This window comes from Ochrobactrum sp. MYb379 (assembly GCF_037479515.1).
In the GTDB taxonomy this organism is placed as follows: Bacteria; Pseudomonadota; Alphaproteobacteria; order Rhizobiales; family Rhizobiaceae; genus Brucella.
This window is the reverse complement of the sequence record NZ_JBBGYW010000002.1, coordinates 655116-671317: the sequence shown is the minus strand read 5'-3', so window position 1 is coordinate 671317 and position 16202 is coordinate 655116. Positions and strand designations below refer to the sequence as shown.

Below are 16202 nucleotides of genomic sequence, written 5' to 3'. Positions count from 1 at the left end.
TATGTATATATTACATATATTCATAAATTATATATTATTAAATTACCCCTAGCTATCAATAATAATTTCACATTTATTTGAAAATAAACAGAGTAAATTGTAAAAATAAAATTTCTTCTGAATAACATGGCACCATATTCATTTCGGCATTTATTAAAAATACGATATAATGGATCGTTAACGCGAAATTATAGGATCGCACCTATATAAGATGTCTATGAAATGGCACCTCTTCGGCATAGCACTTACTGCTTGTTGGCTTTTAGGCACCCCTTCCACCAACGCGCAGACCACCCTTAAAGCTCCGTCCTTTTTTAACGAGAAGGAACGACTGGCATTGCCTGCTTTAAGCGGGCTGAACAGACTACGTTTCGTCACAACGCTGGATTTCCCACCTTTCAATACCGTCAATGATGCCGGGCAGCTTTCAGGTTATAATGTGGATCTCGCGAGAGCGCTCTGCAGCCAAATGAGATTGAGTGACATTTGCCAGATAGAAGCGGTGCCTTGGAGCGAGCTTGAAGCCAGACTGGAAACCGGTGAAGCGGAAGCCATTATCGCAGGCATCGGCATCAATGAGAAAAACCGCGAAAAGTACCTGTTCACCCGTCCCTATATGCGCCTGCCTGCAAGGTTTATAACGAAAAAGGCAAACACATTCTCAGATCAGGCAGCAATCGCAACGAAAGACAAAAATGTTGGCGTCGTTATCAACACTGCGCATGAGCAATTGCTCAAAGCCTATTTTCCATCCGCCATTGCGAAAACCTATGCCGATAGAACCAGCCTGCTGAATGGATTAAAAGCTAACGAAGTAACTGTGGCCTTCGACGATGGAATGGCACTATCATTTTGGCTTGAAAGCGACGAAGCTAATAATTGCTGCTCGTTCACCGACGGGCCCTATCTTGCGCCACAGTTTCTCGGCCAAGGAATGAGCATAGCCGTTGCACAAAAAGATACGGCTTTGGCCAGCGCATTTAATAATGCACTTCAATCACTGCAACAGCAGGGCAAGCTTACGGAGCTTTATCTGCGATATTTTCCAAATAGCTTCTACTAATAGGCTGTAGGGGATATTTCCAAAAAGGCCCGCGCAGCATCTGGCCAACCATTAATCACGCACGTGGCGTGGCCACAGCACAAACTATTTTGTGCCATTTTGTCGCACCCAAATGCGTGACCTTGTTTGAATTTTCAGTGATTATTGAAAATACCGATTATTCGATACTTACAGTACATAAGTAAAATTATTTGAAATCAGAATATTGAATGGATATTTTTTGATTTTTACGGGGCTAACAAGCGCTCAATTCCGTAATTTCCGTGTCGCTTTTATCATATTTTCTCAATAAATCCAGAGATTTATTTGTACTTGCAGATTCTTTCTTTTGATCGATAATAAAAATCAGGGATAAGGAGGAATAATTCATGTACCAAGGCATCAGTACTCATTGGCACAAAGCTCCTGCACAGACACAGCGCTCGCCACACGAAGCAACTTATGTATTCTTCGGGATCTTTCTGGCTTGCCTGACAGTTCCTGCGGCAATCATTCTTTGGGCAATTGCGCAAAGCGTGATGACGCATTTCTGAGGCGCCCCTCGAAGAGGTAAAGCTTTTGCTGGCTTGCATTCTGTTTTATTAAAGCCGCGTGAAGAGGTTCATACAGCTCGGGGTTTGATTATAGCTACGTTTACCGGCGTGGGTAACGGATAAGGCGTCCAAAAGATCTCGCTGGAGGAGTTTGGGGCGATTTATCAATTCGTCGCCAACTAAGTGGCTTATCAGCCAATCTGGAATGACAGCGCTCTCTTAAACGATAGTATTCGATGAATATCGGAGCCTAAAACCGTGGTGATTGTTATTCAATGTGACGCGCAATGTATGGAACATGAATTCCGTTGACCATGCTGATTGAGATGCCTTTGATTTTGAAATTTGCCCTCAATAGATAGCTTTCAGTCAAAAAAAAGCCCCGCTGCATGAGCGGGGCTTTTTTGTTTGAGTGTAATCCCGGCGGTGCACTGAGTAGCCACCGGGATTAGTTTTAATGGGCTGGGCCGCTTCCCTCACCCGGCGCGGCTCGCGCTGGCGCTACAGCTGTATCGTCAGGACGCTTTTTAGGCGGCTTGCGCGCAATCAGGCTGTAGAACATGGGAATGAAGAAGGTCGCAATAAAGGTCGCAGCCAACATACCGCCGATAACGCCCGTACCAATCGAGTGACGGCTTGCCGAACCCGCACCGGAGCTAATTGCCAGCGGAACCACACCAAGGATGAACGCCAGCGACGTCATCACAATCGGGCGGAAGCGCAGACGTGCAGCCTCGGCAGCGGCCTCAATGGCCGATTTACCCTCTTCTCGTTGCAACACGGCAAATTCCACAATCAGAATCGCGTTCTTCGCCGCGAGGCCCATGAGCGTCACCAGACCAATCTGGAAATATACGTCATTGGTCAGGCCACGCATGTACGTCGCCAGAAGCGCACCGAAGATAGCGAATGGAACCGCCGTAATAACCGCCAGCGGAAGACTCCAGCGCTCATATTGCGCAGCAAGGATCAGAAACACCATGATCAGACCGAAGATCATAGCCTGGCTACCACTGCCGCTCGTCGAGACTTCCTGATAGGCGGAACCTGTCCAGGCAATCTGGAAGCCCTGTGGAAGCACTTCCGTCGCCACTTCCTGCATCGCCTTAATCGCGTCACCTGATGTGAAACCGGGTGCCGGATTGCCCGTAACCTTGGCAGCGTTAAACGCATTAAAGCGTTCAAGCTGATCAGGTCCGACAATACGCTGAACATTTACCAGCGCGCTCAGCGGGATCATGCTACCAGAATCGGCGCGTACAAACACATGTTTGAGGTCGCTTGGATCGCGGCGGAACTCGGCTTCCGACTGCAAGTTGACCTGATAGTTACGGCCATAAAGCGTGAAGTCGTTGACATAGACGCTACCGAAAGTCGCCTGCATGGCCGTGAACACCGAATTGATCGGCACGCCCATCGCCTTGGCCTTGTCACGGTCAAGCTGGATGTCATATTGCGGCACATTCGGATCGAATGTTGTACGCACACCTGCAAGTTCAGGACGCTTGGCCGCAGCATCGGTTAGAAGCTTCGTGGCATTGGTCAGAGACTGAACGCCGCCGCCCGTACGATCCTGCACATAAAGTTCAAAGCCGCCGGTCGTGCTGAGGCCGAGAATCGGCGGCGGATTGAATGCCAGAACCAGCCCATCCTGAATGCCCGCATTCATACCCATGATCGTACCGGGAAGATTGCGCGCGTCGAGATCCGGCGTTGTGCGTTCTTTCCAATCTTTCAGCATGATGAACATCGTGCCAGCACTGGTTTTCAGACCACCCGAGAGTAGATCAAAGCCTGCAACTTCAAACACACTTGCGACCGCAGGATGCTTACGAATGTTTTCGCTGGCCTCATGCAGAACATTACTGGTCCGCTCCAGCGATGCGGCTGGCGGCAGGATTGCCACGCTGAACAAGAAGCCCTGATCTTCATCCGGCAGAAGCGAACCCGGCACTTTTTCAAACAGATAGTATGTGCCGCCTAACAGACCTGCAAAAATCAACAAGCCGATAGAAGCGCGTTTCAGGAAGAAGCGAACGCCATTTGTATAACCGCGTGTCAGGCTATCAAAAAAGCGGTTGAAGATACGGAATGGCAGCATCGGCTCATGATGGCCGGGCTTCAAAATCAGCGCGCAGAGTGCGGGCGTCAGCGTCAAAGCCACGATGCCGGAGATGATCACCGAAATCGCAATCGTAACAGCGAACTGCTTATACATTTCGCCGACCAGACCGCCCATGAACGCGACCGGAATAAACACAGCGCAAAGCACAAGAACAATCGCGATAACCGGGCCTGTCACTTCGCTCATTGCCTTGATGGCAGCTTCGCGCGGTGGCAGTTTTTCGGTCGTCATGATACGTTCGACGTTTTCCAGCACCACGATAGCATCATCGACCACGATACCAATCGCCAGAACCAGACCGAACAATGTCAGCAGGTTGATGGAGAAGCCCAGCACATACATGCCCGCAAATGTACCAATGATCGAGATCGGGACCGCGATGACCGGAATAAGCGTTGCACGCCAGTTCTGAAGGAAGATAAACACCACCAAAATGACGAGGATAATCGCCTCGATAAAGGTGTGAATGACTTCTTCAACCGAGACTTTAATGAACTTGGTCGTATCGAATGGAATCGAATAATCAATGCCTTCCGGGAAGCTGGTTTTCAGCTCCGCCATACGACTTTGAATAAGTTCCATTGTGTTGAGCGCATTTGCACCCGGCTGCAGATAGATCGCGATTGGAACCGCTGCGGTGCCATTAAGCGCACTGTCGACCAGATAGCTTTCGGTGCCGAGTTCAACACGCGCAACGTCTTTCAGAAGAAGCGTTGCCGCGTTCTTATCTGAACGAAGAATGATGTTTTCAAATGCCGTCGCATCCGGCAAGCGGCCCTGTGTGGTCGCCGTATAGGTAAAGGGACCTGCTTGCGGATCAGGCTGATCGCCAAAACGACCGGCTGCAAACTGCGCATTCTGTTCCTGAATAGCGGTCTGCACGTCTGATGGCGTCAGGTTATACTGAGCAAGCTTGTCCGGGCGCAGCCAGACACGCATCGAATATTCGATGTTACCCAGAAGCTGAACATCGCCCACGCCGGAAAGACGCTTGAGATCGTCAATGACGTTCAGAAGCGCATAGTTACCAACATAGGTACGGTCATAACGGTCGGTGGTCGAGAACATCGCCACCATGCCGAGAATGGTGCTGGAACGCTTGTCGACGGTAACGCCAAGACGCTGCACTTCCTGCGGCAGAGACGAGGTTGCACGCTGCACACGGTTGTTGACGTTGATCGTCGCCTGATCCGGGTCAGTGCCCAGAGCAAAGGTAACAGTCAGCTGCATGGTGCCGCTACCAAGGCTTGAGGACTGCATATAAAGCATGTTCTCAACGCCGTTGACCTGCTGCTCAAGCGGTGCCGCAACGGTTTGCGTTACAGTTTCCGCACTTGCACCCGGATAGTTCGCAGTCACAACCACCTGTGGCGGCGTCAGCTCAGGATATTGCGCGATGGGCAAAATCCGCATCGCGATAAGACCTGCCATCACGATGACGATAGATATGACCGCCGCGAACACTGGACGGTCGACGAAGAACTTATTCATTTTTTATCCGCCGCCTGTTCTGCACCAGCTTTAGCATCAGCTTCTGGCGCAGCTTTTGGTTCTACCGGCTGGACTGCCTTGCCCGGAGCAGCCTTGATCACACCTTCGGTAATGATGCGGTCACCTGGCTCCAGACCCTTGCTTACAATCCATTCATCTGGCAGTTCGCGCGATATGGTAATGGGGCGAACTTCCGATACGTTTTCCTTATTCACCACATAGACAAACTGTCCCTGCGGGCTCTGCATCAGTGCAGCCTTCGGAACCAAAATTGCATCATCAATGGTGATACCAAGAATGGACGCGCGAACGAACTGACCCGGAATCAGACGCTGATCGGGATTATCCACGACTGCGCGAGCGCCAATCGTTCCAGTTTCGGTATCAAGCGACGACGATGTGAAGTCGATGACGCCTTCCTGATCATAGGCTTGTCCGTCGCCGAACAGGATTTTGATGCGCAGACGATCGGCATCCTGACCTGTCGCGCCGCGTGCTTCACGCAGCTTGCGGATTTCAGCAGCTTCGGAGTCAGTGAACGAGAAATTGACATAGACAGGATTGATCTGGGTGATCGACGTCAGAAGGCTCGATGTTGCATCGGTGCCAATCAGGCTGCCTTCAGAAACCTGCTCAAGACTGGTAATGCCGCTGATCGGCGCCGTAACCTTGGTGTAGCTCAGGTTCAATTCTGCCGTGCGCAACGAAGCCTTGGCTGCTGCAACAACGGCCTTGTTGAGATCACGCGTTGCCAATGCAGTATCGCGGACTGCCGCGCTCTGCACCTTCTGCTGCACAAGCTGTTCAGCGCGTTCCGCATCGCGGATCGACTGCTGATATTGCGCTTCGGCCTGTGCAACCTGCGCCTCGGCGCGGGCAAGTTCGGCCTCATAAGGCGCTGGATCAATCTCGAAAAGCAGATCGCCAGCTTTGACTTCCGTGCCTTCAACAAAATTACGATGCAGAAGAATGCCGCCAACACGCGCACGTACCTGAACATCGCGGAATGCGCTTATACGCGCCGCATATTCATAAGGCACGGTAACATTTTCAGCTTTGATCTCGGTAACGGTGACAGGTGGCGGTGGCGGGGTCGCCCCGCCCGGTGCCTGCGCGAGTGCAGACTGCCCTGCAATAATGAAAAATGCGGCACCTGCCGCAAAAATCCGGATAGAACGGTTCATAGTCATAGTGGGAGCTGCCCTTGATGTCGCACGGTGCGGCCGAATAAACATACACGAATGTTTGTAAATACGAATTACCGTGTTATAGTCAATCACCTAATGTTACGTATCACGAATGAGTTACCCTGTTTGTGAACGAAAAATCCGTTTTATCCTGACCTTTGGCTCACGATGGGAATGCTAAGAGAACCGGAATGCGAAGGACGAAGGCCGAGGCCGCAGAAACACGCGATGCTATTCTGAGAGCTGCCGAGCAGGTATTTCTGGACCGCGGACTAACCCAATCCACTCTCATGCAAATCGCATGCCAAGCAGGCGTAACCCGTGGTGCGATCTATTTCCATTTTCAGGACAAACTCGACATATTCCAAGCAATTCTGAACCGCACTTGCTTCCCGCATGAAGAAATCATGCGCCATGCAGCGGAGTGCGATCACCCTAACCCGCTTTATGTTCTTGAGCAATCAATCCTGACGGCACTTGAGCATTTTATAAACAATGAGCGGCAGCAGAACGTTTTCACAATCATTCATCAGCGCTGCGAATATGTGGGCGAAATAGCACCCGTTGTCGATCATCTTCGCGAAGCACGCGGAAATGTATTGTCGCTTTTTTCCGGCCTGCTTGAAGTTGCTGAACGCCGCGACGAGCTTTCCAAAGAATGGACAGCTATCTCTGCTGCACAAATTTTGCTCGCCGTATTGGGCGGTTTGCTTAATGAATGGCTTCGCAGCGAGCGGGACTTTGATCTTGTGGGTGATGGCGGAAAAGCCATCAAAACGATGATCCAGTCCATGCGCCGGAACAACTGACCTTTGACTGATACACGCATCTCTTACTTTCAAGAATGCATGCCTATTCGAAACACGTATCATCCTCCGAAAACCGCTTCGCACTTTCCGAGATGCGTTATCTATTGAATTTTTAATTTACGCTTACGTCAATGTAACTCTTGCGATTAAGACGAAAGTCGACCACATTCATTATTGAGGAGCACCTAACCCGCACGTGGGAAAGGGTCGTATTGGGAGAAGGGTGGCGGCTTGCTGCTCAAACATTGGACGGAGCAATCCGGGGAGAAAGCATGGCAAAAAAAGCAACCGAAGCAAAACCCGCGTCGAGCAAGGCAACCAACAGTGCGGCTTTACCAGACAAGATCTGGCTGAAATCTTATCCAAAAAGCGTTCCGCATGAGATTGATCTCAGCAAAACTACGTCCATTGGCGACATGATCTCCAATGCCTGCCGCCACTTTGCCGACAGGCCAGCCTTTACCTGTATGGGCAAGGATTTGTCCTACAAAGAACTGGATGAAAACTCGCGCGCACTCGCTGCATGGCTGCAATCACGCGGACTGGTCAAGGGTGACCGCGTTGCGATTATGATGCCGAACATTCTGCAATATCCGGTGGCAATCGCCGCTATCCTGCGTGCTGGATTTGTGGTCGTGAATGTGAACCCGCTCTACACCCCGCGCGAGTTGCAGCATCAGTTGAACGATTCAGGCGCGCAAGCACTCATTGTTTTAGAGAACTTTGCCGCGACTGTGCAGAAGTCTCTTGCCTCCATTCATGTGCCCAACATAATTGTTGCCTCGATGGGGGATATGCACGGGCTGAAAGGCCACATCATCAATCTGGTGGTGCGCAAGGTCAAAAAGCTGGTGCCGGAATGGAATATTCCCGGCCATGTGCGCTTTAAAGATGCATTGTCGCAGGGAAAATCCAAATCATTCAATCCGGTGCCGGTCGACAGCTCTGATCTCGCTTTTCTGCAATATACCGGCGGCACGACAGGCGTTTCTAAAGGCGCAATGCTCAGCCACAAAAACATTCTGGCCAATGTCGAGCAGATGCAGTTCTGGATGGATGTTGCATTTCAGAACAAGGGCAAACCAAAGGAACTCAACTTCGTTTGCGCCCTGCCGCTTTATCATATCTTTGCGCTGACCGTGAATGCGATGATTGGCCTTAAACTTGGCGCACGCAATATTTTGATCCCGAACCCGCGTGACATTCCGGCCTTTGTTAAAGAGTTGCAAAAATATCCATTCCATATTTTCCCAGGCCTCAACACGCTGTTCAACGCATTGATGAACAACGAGGATTTCAAAGCTCTAAACTTCAAGCCACTGGTGCTGACGCTTGGCGGCGGCATGGCCGTGCAACGGCCAATCGCTGAACGCTGGAAGGAAATGACCGGCTGCCACATAACCGAGGGCTATGGTCTTTCTGAAACATCGCCTGTCGCATCGGCTAACCCTCTCGACGCAACCGAATTCAGCGGTACAATCGGCTTGCCAATGCCCTCAACCGATATCGCCATTCGTGATGATGATGGCAAGGATTTGCCACTCGGCGACGTCGGCGAAATCTGTGTGCGTGGCCCGCAAGTGATGATGGGTTACTGGAACCGAGACGATGAAACCGAACGTGCTATCATGGCCGATGGTTTCTTCCGTACCGGAGACATGGGCTTCATGGATGACAACGGTTTCACCAAGATTGTGGACCGCAAAAAGGATATGATCCTCGTATCCGGCTTCAACGTCTATCCGAATGAAATTGAGGAAGTGGCAGCCGAGCATCCGGGCATTGTTGAATCTGCCGCTGTTGGTGTGCCGAATGAGCATTCCGGCGAAGTGGTGAAGCTCTATGTCGTGCGCCGTGACCCAACGCTGACGGAAGAAGACGTTAAATCCTTCTGCGCGCAGCGCCTCACCAATTATAAGCGCCCGCGTGAAGTGGAATTCCGCGATGCTTTGCCGAAAACCAATGTCGGCAAGATTTTGCGCCGCGAGTTGCGCGACTAAAACAGAAACGGCCCTCTAATTAGGAGGGCCTTTTCATTTCATCTGAACAAGTCTGGCAGATCTGCGATGGAATTAAGCACCACATCGGCGTGCGGTTCCAGCGCATCGCGCGGGCTGTTACCGGATAAAACTCCTACACCGAGACCAGCTTTTGCGGCCTGTGCTGTTTCAAGATCGTGCAGATTATCGCCGACCATGGCGATTGCACCCGGCTCAAGGCCGAGTTTATCTGCAAAATAGAGCAGCGGATCAGCATAAGGTTTTGGACGCGCGGCTGTGTCATAGCCGATCACCACATTAAAGAGATGATCAATACCCAAGGCCTTGGCGGTGGCATGCGCTCCCGCTTCGGAATCATTGGTGGCGATGCCAAGGATAAAGCCCATCTCGCGAAGGGTTTCCAATGTTTCCCGCAGACCTTCAATCGCCGCGGCAGAACGCGCACCCTCGGCAACCGTATAGCTGTCGAATTCGGCTATTTTGGTTTTAAAGCCAGCCTCATCAATATCCGGGTGCCAGAGTTGCACAAGGTCTTCGACCGTTCCGGCAGCAATGACCGAATTGGCGCGAAAGCGCTTTGCCTGCCAGTCATAACCGCCCGCATCGAGCAGTGAACGTGCACGATGCTCATCGCCATCGGCGGTGCGCTTTGCAAGATTCCATGACACGGTAAACCATGTGCGGTCGAAATCAATCAGCGTGCCATCCTTGTCGAACAGGATGGCACGGATCGCTTTTAGTTTCTCGGGAGTAGGCAATGAACTCATGCCTCTAACGCACCGGAACGCTTTTTGACTGCCGATGGCTTGGCGGCAAGCAGTTTCAGCAAATCGTCACCTCGGCGGACATAACGCAACGTGCGGCGGGTTAGAATACGCCCTGCCTGTGGTGCAGTCAGTGTGATGTCGCCTTCCGGTTCACCCGGCTTGGTGACAACAGTGACGAGCTTTGCACCGGCCTCGACCACATCACCGGGAGCGACATGATAAAGCACCATGCCGCCTTCCGGCGCACGCAGCATTTCCACATTTTCAAGCGGCGTGATGAGGCCCTTGTAGTCGAGGTCAAGCTTGACGCTTTTATCGCGGATCACACCACGATGAACGAGGAACTTATAAAGACCTTCCGCGTCACCCTTGCCCATATCGGCATAGACATCGCTCAAACCACGGAATTCAACTGTGGTCACGGCGCGGCGCTTCATATTGCGCTTGTCGGCAGGCAATTGCAGAACCGGATGCGCGCATGCTTCCTCAAAAGCTGCGTCCGCAGTCGTGTCCCATGCGAGGATCGCGGTCGAGCCAAGCGCCACGGCCAGATCCTTCATGTCGTCCACGAATTCCTTGGCAATATAGACGTAGTTTTCGCTTTCATCATCACAATGAAGATCGAGTACGATGTCATTAGCAAGAGCCATCTTTAAAAGCGTGGCCTTCAAGCGCTGTGCAAGCGCTACAGGTGCATCCGGGCCGGGCAATTCAGACGTGTCGAAATCTGGCAACAGCGGGAAAGCGCGGTTGAAATTGACCGCTGAGAAAAACTCAAAACGACCCAGATGCTGATGCGCCTGCCACTGGTTCGAACCAATCGGATTGGCCTGTGGGATAACCGTGATGTTGCCGAGAATGCGGCCTTCTTCGGATGCTTTTTTCAGCATCGGAACGAGAAAGTGCAGAGCAGCCTGCCCCGGCAATTCGCCACCATGCAGCGAGGATTGCAGATAGGCGGTTGGCGCATCGCTGTCGTTGCCTGCAAAACGCAACACACGCAGCTCAATGCCGTTACCCGGTACATCGCCGGCAAACTCAATAATCTCGGTCTTCATTTCAGTTCCCATTTTCATTCAGCAATTCATACCTAGACGAAAAAAAAGCCGGGTGTGAAACCCGGCTTTATCCTTATCCACCTGTTTGTAATATCAGGCTTTACGGCGCGCATGCAAATGCGCAACGAGACCAACTGTCGAAGCATCTTTGCCTTCGGCAGATTCTGCACCCGAAACCACCGGAAGAAGCTCTGTCGCGAGTTCCTTGCCAAGCTCAACGCCCCACTGATCAAACGCATTGATGCCGAAAATCTGCGCTTCAACGAACACGCGATGCTCATAAAGAGCGATCAGGCGACCAAAGGCAAACGGGTCGAGCTTGTCGTGAACCAGCGTCAGCGATGGGCGATTGCCAGAGAACACGCGATGCGGTGCAATGCGCTCGATTTCGCTTTCAGGCAGATTCTTGCTCTTCAACTGAGCGTGGGCTTCATCCAGCGTGCGGCCCTTCATCAGCGCTTCCGACTGCGCAAGGCAGTTGGCGAGCAGCATTTCATGCTGATGATCGAGATGCTTTTCGTGGCCCTTTGCCGCAACGATAAACTCGAGCGGAATAGTATCAGTGCCCTGATGTAAAAGCTGGAAGAAGGCGTGCTGACCATTGGTGCCGGGTTCGCCCCAGACAACTGGACCGGTTGGACCGGACACAGGCTTGCCGTCAACCGTCACGCTCTTGCCGTTCGATTCCATATCAAGCTGCTGCAGATAGGCTGGCACACGCGCCAGACGCTGATCGTAAGGAATGACCGCACGGCTCGAATAATCGCAGATTGCGCGGTGCCAGTAGCCGATCAGACCGAGCCAGATTGGCAGGTTCTTTTCCAGCGGCGCATCGCGGAAATGCACGTCCATCGAATGCGCGCCCGCAAGGAACTTGCGGAAATTATCGGCACCAATCGCGATCATCACTGGCAGGCCAATAGCCGACCAGACCGAATAGCGACCGCCAACCCAATCCCAGAAACCAAATACACGATCTTCGCCAATACCGAATGCTGCAACCTTGTCGAGAGCGGTCGAGACAGCCGCAAAATGGGCGCCTACCGCATCTTCGCCCAGCGCATCGGCAATCCACTTGCGTGCAGTCTGCGCGTTGGTCATGGTTTCGATGGTGGTGAAGGTCTTCGACGCAACAATGATGAGCGTCGTTGCCGGATCAAGCGCATTCAGTGTGTCGGCAATGTGCGCGCCGTCGATGTTCGAGACATAATGTGCGCGTGGGCCGTCATGGTATGGCGAAAGCGCAATCGTTGCCATGACTGGACCAAGATCGGAACCGCCGATGCCAATATTGACGATGTCGGTGATCTTCTTGCCTGTCGCACCCTTGATGGAACCGGAACGGATGCCATCCGAAAACGCAGCCATACGGTCGAGCACTTCCTTCACGTCTGGCAGGACATTGTGGCCATCGACCAGAACTTCCTTCGACGTGGTGTCGCGAAGAGCCACATGCAGAACGGCGCGATCTTCGGTGTTGTTGATGTGCTCGCCTGCAAACATTGCAGCGCGGCGACCTTCAACATCAGCAGCCTGTGCGAGCTCAGTCAGAAGCGCAACAGTCTCATCATTGACGCGGGCCTTCGACCAATCAAACAGCAAATCGTCAAGCGACAGCGAATAACGCTCAAAACGGCCCGGATCGGCTTTAAATGCTGCACGCATGTCTTTTGGTGCCGCGTCCGACCAATGCTTTTTCAGCTTGGCAACCGTTGCTTCAAGCTTCGCCGTATCTCTTGCCATGATGGTACTCCAGTCAATCAAATCGATTTAATTGTCTTCATAGAGCATTTTAAACGAGAAATGCATCCGTTAAATTACAGAAATTTTCCATTTTGGTGTGGTTCTATATAGAGGTATGCATCAATTTAGGTTGATCAGGAGAAGTGTAAAGCATGGACCTCACCGGAGAAGAGAGAATTAGCGCGCCCCGGCAGGCCGTGTGGGATGCGCTTAACGACATTGAAACGCTGAAAAACTGCATTCCCGGATGCGAAGATCTGGAGCGAATTTCCGACTCGGAAATCCGCGCAGCACTCAAAGTCAGCCTTGGGATTATCAAGGTTCGCTTTCATGGAATGCTCGAACTCTCCAATATGAAACCGCCTGCCTCCTATACGATTTCAGGCCGTGGTGAAGGTTCGATTGCAGGCTTTGCCCATGGCGATACCGATGTGACGCTGACGGAAGACGGTCATGAGACAATTCTCAGCTATTCGATCAATGGCGATGCAGGCGGCAAGATCGCCCAGCTCGGCTCGAAACTGCTTGGCTCAGTGGCGCGTAAGATTGCCGATCGCTTCTTTGCTAATATCGGTGCTGCGGCAGCACAAAAAGCGGCAGATAATGCCGCTGCAAAAACGGCATAATTTCATTCGAAGATGGTATGGGAGGAGACGCGAAAGAGGTTTCGCTTTTCGTTCCTATGAGATAGTCGGTAAAGCATAACCTTAATAAGGCCTATCGGCATGAAACCCAGAGACGTCGCCACTTATATTTTTCTTGCCGTAGCATGGGGGCTATCGTTCCTCGTGGTGTTGCGCGTGGTCGAAGCCTTTGGCTGGGTGGGTGCGGTCGCCTTCCGCTCGTTCATCGCGGCGGGAACATTGTTTGCAATCGCCAAGCTCTCTGGGCGCAGCCTTGATTTTCATGCGGGCTGGAAGCCCTTTGCGATAGTGGGTGCTACGACCGTTGCAGGTCAGTTGATCGGCCTTTCCTATGGTACACCGCTGATTGGCACAGCGATGGCTGCAATCTGCGTTGCATCGATTCCGCTTTTCTCAATGGTTATCAGCCAGCTATGGGGCCTTGAGCGCATCACGCCCCGTGGCTTGGCGGGGCTTGTGCTTGGTGTCACCGGCATCGTGCTTCTGGTCGGCTTCCCGGCTGTCGCTGTAACGCCTGAATTTATCATGGGCTGTATTGCCGTGATGTTTTCGTGCTTTTCCGCAGCCTTCGGCAGCAATTATGCAAGCCGCCGTCTTTCTACCACCGGCTCGTGGGAAACCACAATCGGCGCGTTTGTATTTGGCGGCATTCTGACGCTGCCACTGATTTTCGCCATTCCTGTACCAACAACACCGGGACTTGTTGATTTCATCTATCTGCTGGTTTCGGCCTGTGTGATGAGCGCACTTACCTATGTTCTTTATTTCAAACTGGTCGGAAATGTTGGCCCGACAAAGGCCATTAGCGTGGAATTTGCAGTCACTGTAATTGCAGTTCTGGTTGGCGCAGTCTTCCTGAAAGAGCAGCTCTCCTTCATCCAATTTATTGGCGCTGCGGTGATCATTGCAGGCTGCGCGTTGGTGCTAAGCTCGCGTCCATCGCTACCAAAGGAAGCGGAAGCTTTTCCGAGCGTTGAGACAGACGAAACCTCTGACAGCACTATTATCAAATCAGAGACCATCTGATTTTACACTCTGATCAAGTTTCAAAGGTCCGTGCTTTCAAAGCCGGGCCTTTCGCTATTTCTAGTGCCTAAAAGTCATAAATTGACCAGATGATAAAAAATTTGACCTTCCGTAAAAATCTGTCATCCTGTCTTCAACGGGCACCACGCGACGGTAAAGATCGCAGCCCGGAACAGAGTTCAAGGTGCGCAAAGGGAACCCGCGCCTTAACAAGCAAAAATGGGAGATGCGATCTATGAATTCGATTCATGGGAGATCTGCAGAGAATTCGCCTATTGATGCAGTTGATAATCCGGGACACGCGAACGGGCCTGATATTCACGGCTCGCGGCTCGAAAAGGCCGACTATGTGCATGTTTTTGATGATCTGCATCCGCCGCTCAACAAGCATGAAGCCCTCGTTGAATCCGACCGCTGCTATTATTGCTATGATGCGCCCTGCATGAATGCATGTCCAACCAGCATCGACATTCCGCGTTTCATTCGCCAGATCAATACCGGCAATGCAATTGGTGCGGCAAAGACCATCCTATCGGAAAACATTCTGGGGGGCATGTGCGCCCGCGTCTGCCCGACAGAAACGCTCTGCGAAGAAGTCTGCGTGCGCGAAACATCTGAAGGCAAGCCGGTAAAGATTGGCCATTTGCAGCGCTATGCCACAGATGTTCTGATGGAAACCGGCAATCATCCATTCAAACGTGCGCCAGAAACCGGCAAGCACATTGCGATTGTGGGTGCAGGTCCCGCAGGTCTATCTGCCGCGCATCGCCTTGCAATGCATGGCCATCAAGTGACGATTTTTGAAGCGCTACCCAAGGGCGGCGGTCTGAATGAATATGGTATTGCCGCCTATAAGACGGTCAATAATTTCGCCCAGCGCGAGTTGGAATTCGTGCTGAAAATTGGCGCGATCAATATCGAATATAACCAGACGCTCGGTCAGGACATCACGATTGAAGCACTCAGGGCGGGCTATGATGCGGTGTTCCTCGGCATGGGTATGCCGGGCGTCAATGATCTGGCGCTTATCGGCGAAGATGCGCCTAATGTGATTGATGCGGTGGATTACATCGCCAATCTGCGTCAGGCAAAAGACCTCGCATCGCTTCCCGTTGGCCGCAATGTCGTGGTGATCGGCGGCGGCATGACGGCTGTCGATGTTGCTATCCAGACCAAGAAGCTTGGTGCTGAAAACGTGACTATCGTTTATCGTCGTGGTCAGGAAAGCATGAATGCCAGCGCCTATGAGCAAGAACTGGCGCAGATTCATGGCGTGGTCATCCGTCACTGGTTGCAGCCGCACGCACTGGAGCGGAGCGAAGACGGCACTGTCAACGCCATTGTGTTTGAATATACCAATGCCGAGAGCGGAAAACTTTCCGGCACTGGCGAATATCTCATTCTTGAAGCCGATCAGGTGTTTAAGGCTATTGGCCAGAAGTTTGAACCGGAACCCATTGCGGGCGCAGGCATCGGGCTTTCCAAAGGACGCATCAGTGTTGATGACGAACGTCGCACATCCGTTGAGGGCATTTGGGCGGGGGGCGACTGCGTTGCAGGCGGTCAGGATTTGACGGTGGCCTCAGTGGAAGACGGCAAAGTAGCCGCCGAATCCATCCATGCGACACTGACAAAACGACCCGAGGCGATTGAAGGCTTTGCCGATGCGGTTCTGTCGGGCGGCGCACTTCACGCGCCTGCCCCGTCGACTTACCGCGACCGCAGTGTGCCTTTGGGCCAAGAACAGGGCTGAGGA

12 protein-coding genes are annotated in these 16202 nt (G+C 52.2%); 7 read left to right on the top strand and 5 right to left on the bottom strand.

The genetic code is table 11. From position 1 onward, the window contains the following. Nucleotides 1–217 precede the first annotated feature (217 nt). Both WH356_RS07260 and WH356_RS07255 read left to right on the top strand, forming a co-directional pair. Nucleotides 218–1063, top strand: a complete 846-nt coding sequence (locus WH356_RS07260) for a transporter substrate-binding domain-containing protein (RefSeq protein ID WP_339509497.1) — start codon at nt 218–220, stop codon at nt 1061–1063. 368 nt (nt 1064–1431) lie between these two features. Continuing rightward, nucleotides 1432–1596, top strand: a complete 165-nt coding sequence (locus tag WH356_RS07255; protein ID WP_339509496.1) for a hypothetical protein — start codon at nt 1432–1434, stop codon at nt 1594–1596. Between the two features lie 454 nt (nt 1597–2050). Here WH356_RS07255 and WH356_RS07250 read toward each other — a convergent pair whose 3' ends face one another. Further along, nucleotides 2051–5212 (bottom strand): efflux RND transporter permease subunit, encoded by a 3162-nt coding sequence (locus WH356_RS07250; protein WP_339509495.1) that lies wholly within the window; start codon nt 5210–5212, stop codon nt 2051–2053. Beyond that, on the bottom strand, nt 5209–6402 hold the full coding sequence (locus tag WH356_RS07245) for an efflux RND transporter periplasmic adaptor subunit (RefSeq protein ID WP_339509494.1): 1194 nt from the start codon (nt 6400–6402) through the stop codon (nt 5209–5211). The genes WH356_RS07250 and WH356_RS07245 overlap by 4 nt, the downstream gene beginning before the upstream one ends. Nucleotides 6403–6590: 188 nt before the next feature. On the opposite strand from WH356_RS07245, the gene WH356_RS07240 reads away from it, so the two are divergent. Beyond that, on the top strand, nt 6591–7208 hold the full coding sequence (locus WH356_RS07240; RefSeq protein ID WP_339509493.1) for a TetR family transcriptional regulator: 618 nt from the start codon (nt 6591–6593) through the stop codon (nt 7206–7208). Nucleotides 7209–7480: 272 nt separating this feature from the next. After that, nucleotides 7481–9208: a long-chain fatty acid--CoA ligase gene (locus tag WH356_RS07235; RefSeq protein ID WP_339509492.1), complete on the top strand. Its 1728-nt coding sequence runs from the start codon at nt 7481–7483 to the stop codon at nt 9206–9208. Between the two features lie 38 nt (nt 9209–9246). On the opposite strand, the gene WH356_RS07230 is transcribed toward WH356_RS07235, so the two are convergent. The 3 genes from WH356_RS07230 to pgi all read right to left on the bottom strand — a co-directional run bounded on the left by WH356_RS07230 (nt 9247) and on the right by pgi (nt 12776). Then, nucleotides 9247–9975, bottom strand: a complete 729-nt coding sequence (locus WH356_RS07230) for an HAD family hydrolase (RefSeq protein ID WP_339509491.1) — start codon at nt 9973–9975, stop codon at nt 9247–9249. After that, complete coding sequence (locus tag WH356_RS07225) at nt 9972–11033, bottom strand: succinylglutamate desuccinylase/aspartoacylase family protein (RefSeq protein WP_339509490.1); 1062 nt, start codon at nt 11031–11033, stop codon at nt 9972–9974. Before WH356_RS07225 ends, WH356_RS07230 begins: the two co-directional genes overlap by 4 nt. A gap of 93 nt (nt 11034–11126) precedes the next feature. Continuing rightward, nucleotides 11127–12776, bottom strand: a complete 1650-nt coding sequence (gene pgi, locus WH356_RS07220) for a glucose-6-phosphate isomerase (RefSeq protein ID WP_339509489.1) — start codon at nt 12774–12776, stop codon at nt 11127–11129. A 152-nt stretch (nt 12777–12928) separates the two neighbouring features. On the opposite strand from pgi, the gene WH356_RS07215 reads away from it, so the two are divergent. The 3 genes from WH356_RS07215 (at nt 12929) to WH356_RS07205 (ending at nt 16199) form a co-directional block, all read left to right on the top strand. Further along, entirely contained in the window at nt 12929–13402 is a 474-nt protein-coding gene (locus WH356_RS07215) for an SRPBCC family protein (RefSeq protein WP_339509488.1), read from the top strand. Between the two features lie 99 nt (nt 13403–13501). Continuing rightward, nucleotides 13502–14446, top strand: coding sequence for a DMT family transporter (locus tag WH356_RS07210; protein WP_339509487.1), 945 nt, complete (start codon nt 13502–13504; stop codon nt 14444–14446). Nucleotides 14447–14672: 226 nt separating this feature from the next. Next, nucleotides 14673–16199 carry an NAD(P)-dependent oxidoreductase gene (locus tag WH356_RS07205; RefSeq protein ID WP_339509486.1) on the top strand — a complete coding sequence of 509 codons (1527 nt, stop codon included), beginning with the start codon at nt 14673–14675 and terminating at the stop codon, nt 16197–16199. The last annotated feature ends 3 nt before the right edge of the window (nt 16200–16202 follow it).

Coding starts and splice junctions, on each gene's coding strand:
- WH356_RS07260 (WP_339509497.1), top strand. CDS start 218: ATGAAATGGCACCTCTTCGGCATAGCACTTACTGCTTGTTGGCTTTTA.
- WH356_RS07255 (WP_339509496.1), top strand. CDS start 1,432: ATGTACCAAGGCATCAGTACTCATTGGCACAAAGCTCCTGCACAGACA.
- WH356_RS07250 (WP_339509495.1), bottom strand. CDS start 5,212: ATGAATAAGTTCTTCGTCGACCGTCCAGTGTTCGCGGCGGTCATATCT.
- WH356_RS07245 (WP_339509494.1), bottom strand. CDS start 6,402: ATGACTATGAACCGTTCTATCCGGATTTTTGCGGCAGGTGCCGCATTT.
- WH356_RS07240 (WP_339509493.1), top strand. CDS start 6,591: ATGCGAAGGACGAAGGCCGAGGCCGCAGAAACACGCGATGCTATTCTG.
- WH356_RS07235 (WP_339509492.1), top strand. CDS start 7,481: ATGGCAAAAAAAGCAACCGAAGCAAAACCCGCGTCGAGCAAGGCAACC.
- WH356_RS07230 (WP_339509491.1), bottom strand. CDS start 9,975: ATGAGTTCATTGCCTACTCCCGAGAAACTAAAAGCGATCCGTGCCATC.
- WH356_RS07225 (WP_339509490.1), bottom strand. CDS start 11,033: ATGAAGACCGAGATTATTGAGTTTGCCGGCGATGTACCGGGTAACGGC.
- pgi (WP_339509489.1), bottom strand. CDS start 12,776: ATGGCAAGAGATACGGCGAAGCTTGAAGCAACGGTTGCCAAGCTGAAA.
- WH356_RS07215 (WP_339509488.1), top strand. CDS start 12,929: ATGGACCTCACCGGAGAAGAGAGAATTAGCGCGCCCCGGCAGGCCGTG.
- WH356_RS07210 (WP_339509487.1), top strand. CDS start 13,502: ATGAAACCCAGAGACGTCGCCACTTATATTTTTCTTGCCGTAGCATGG.
- WH356_RS07205 (WP_339509486.1), top strand. CDS start 14,673: ATGCGATCTATGAATTCGATTCATGGGAGATCTGCAGAGAATTCGCCT.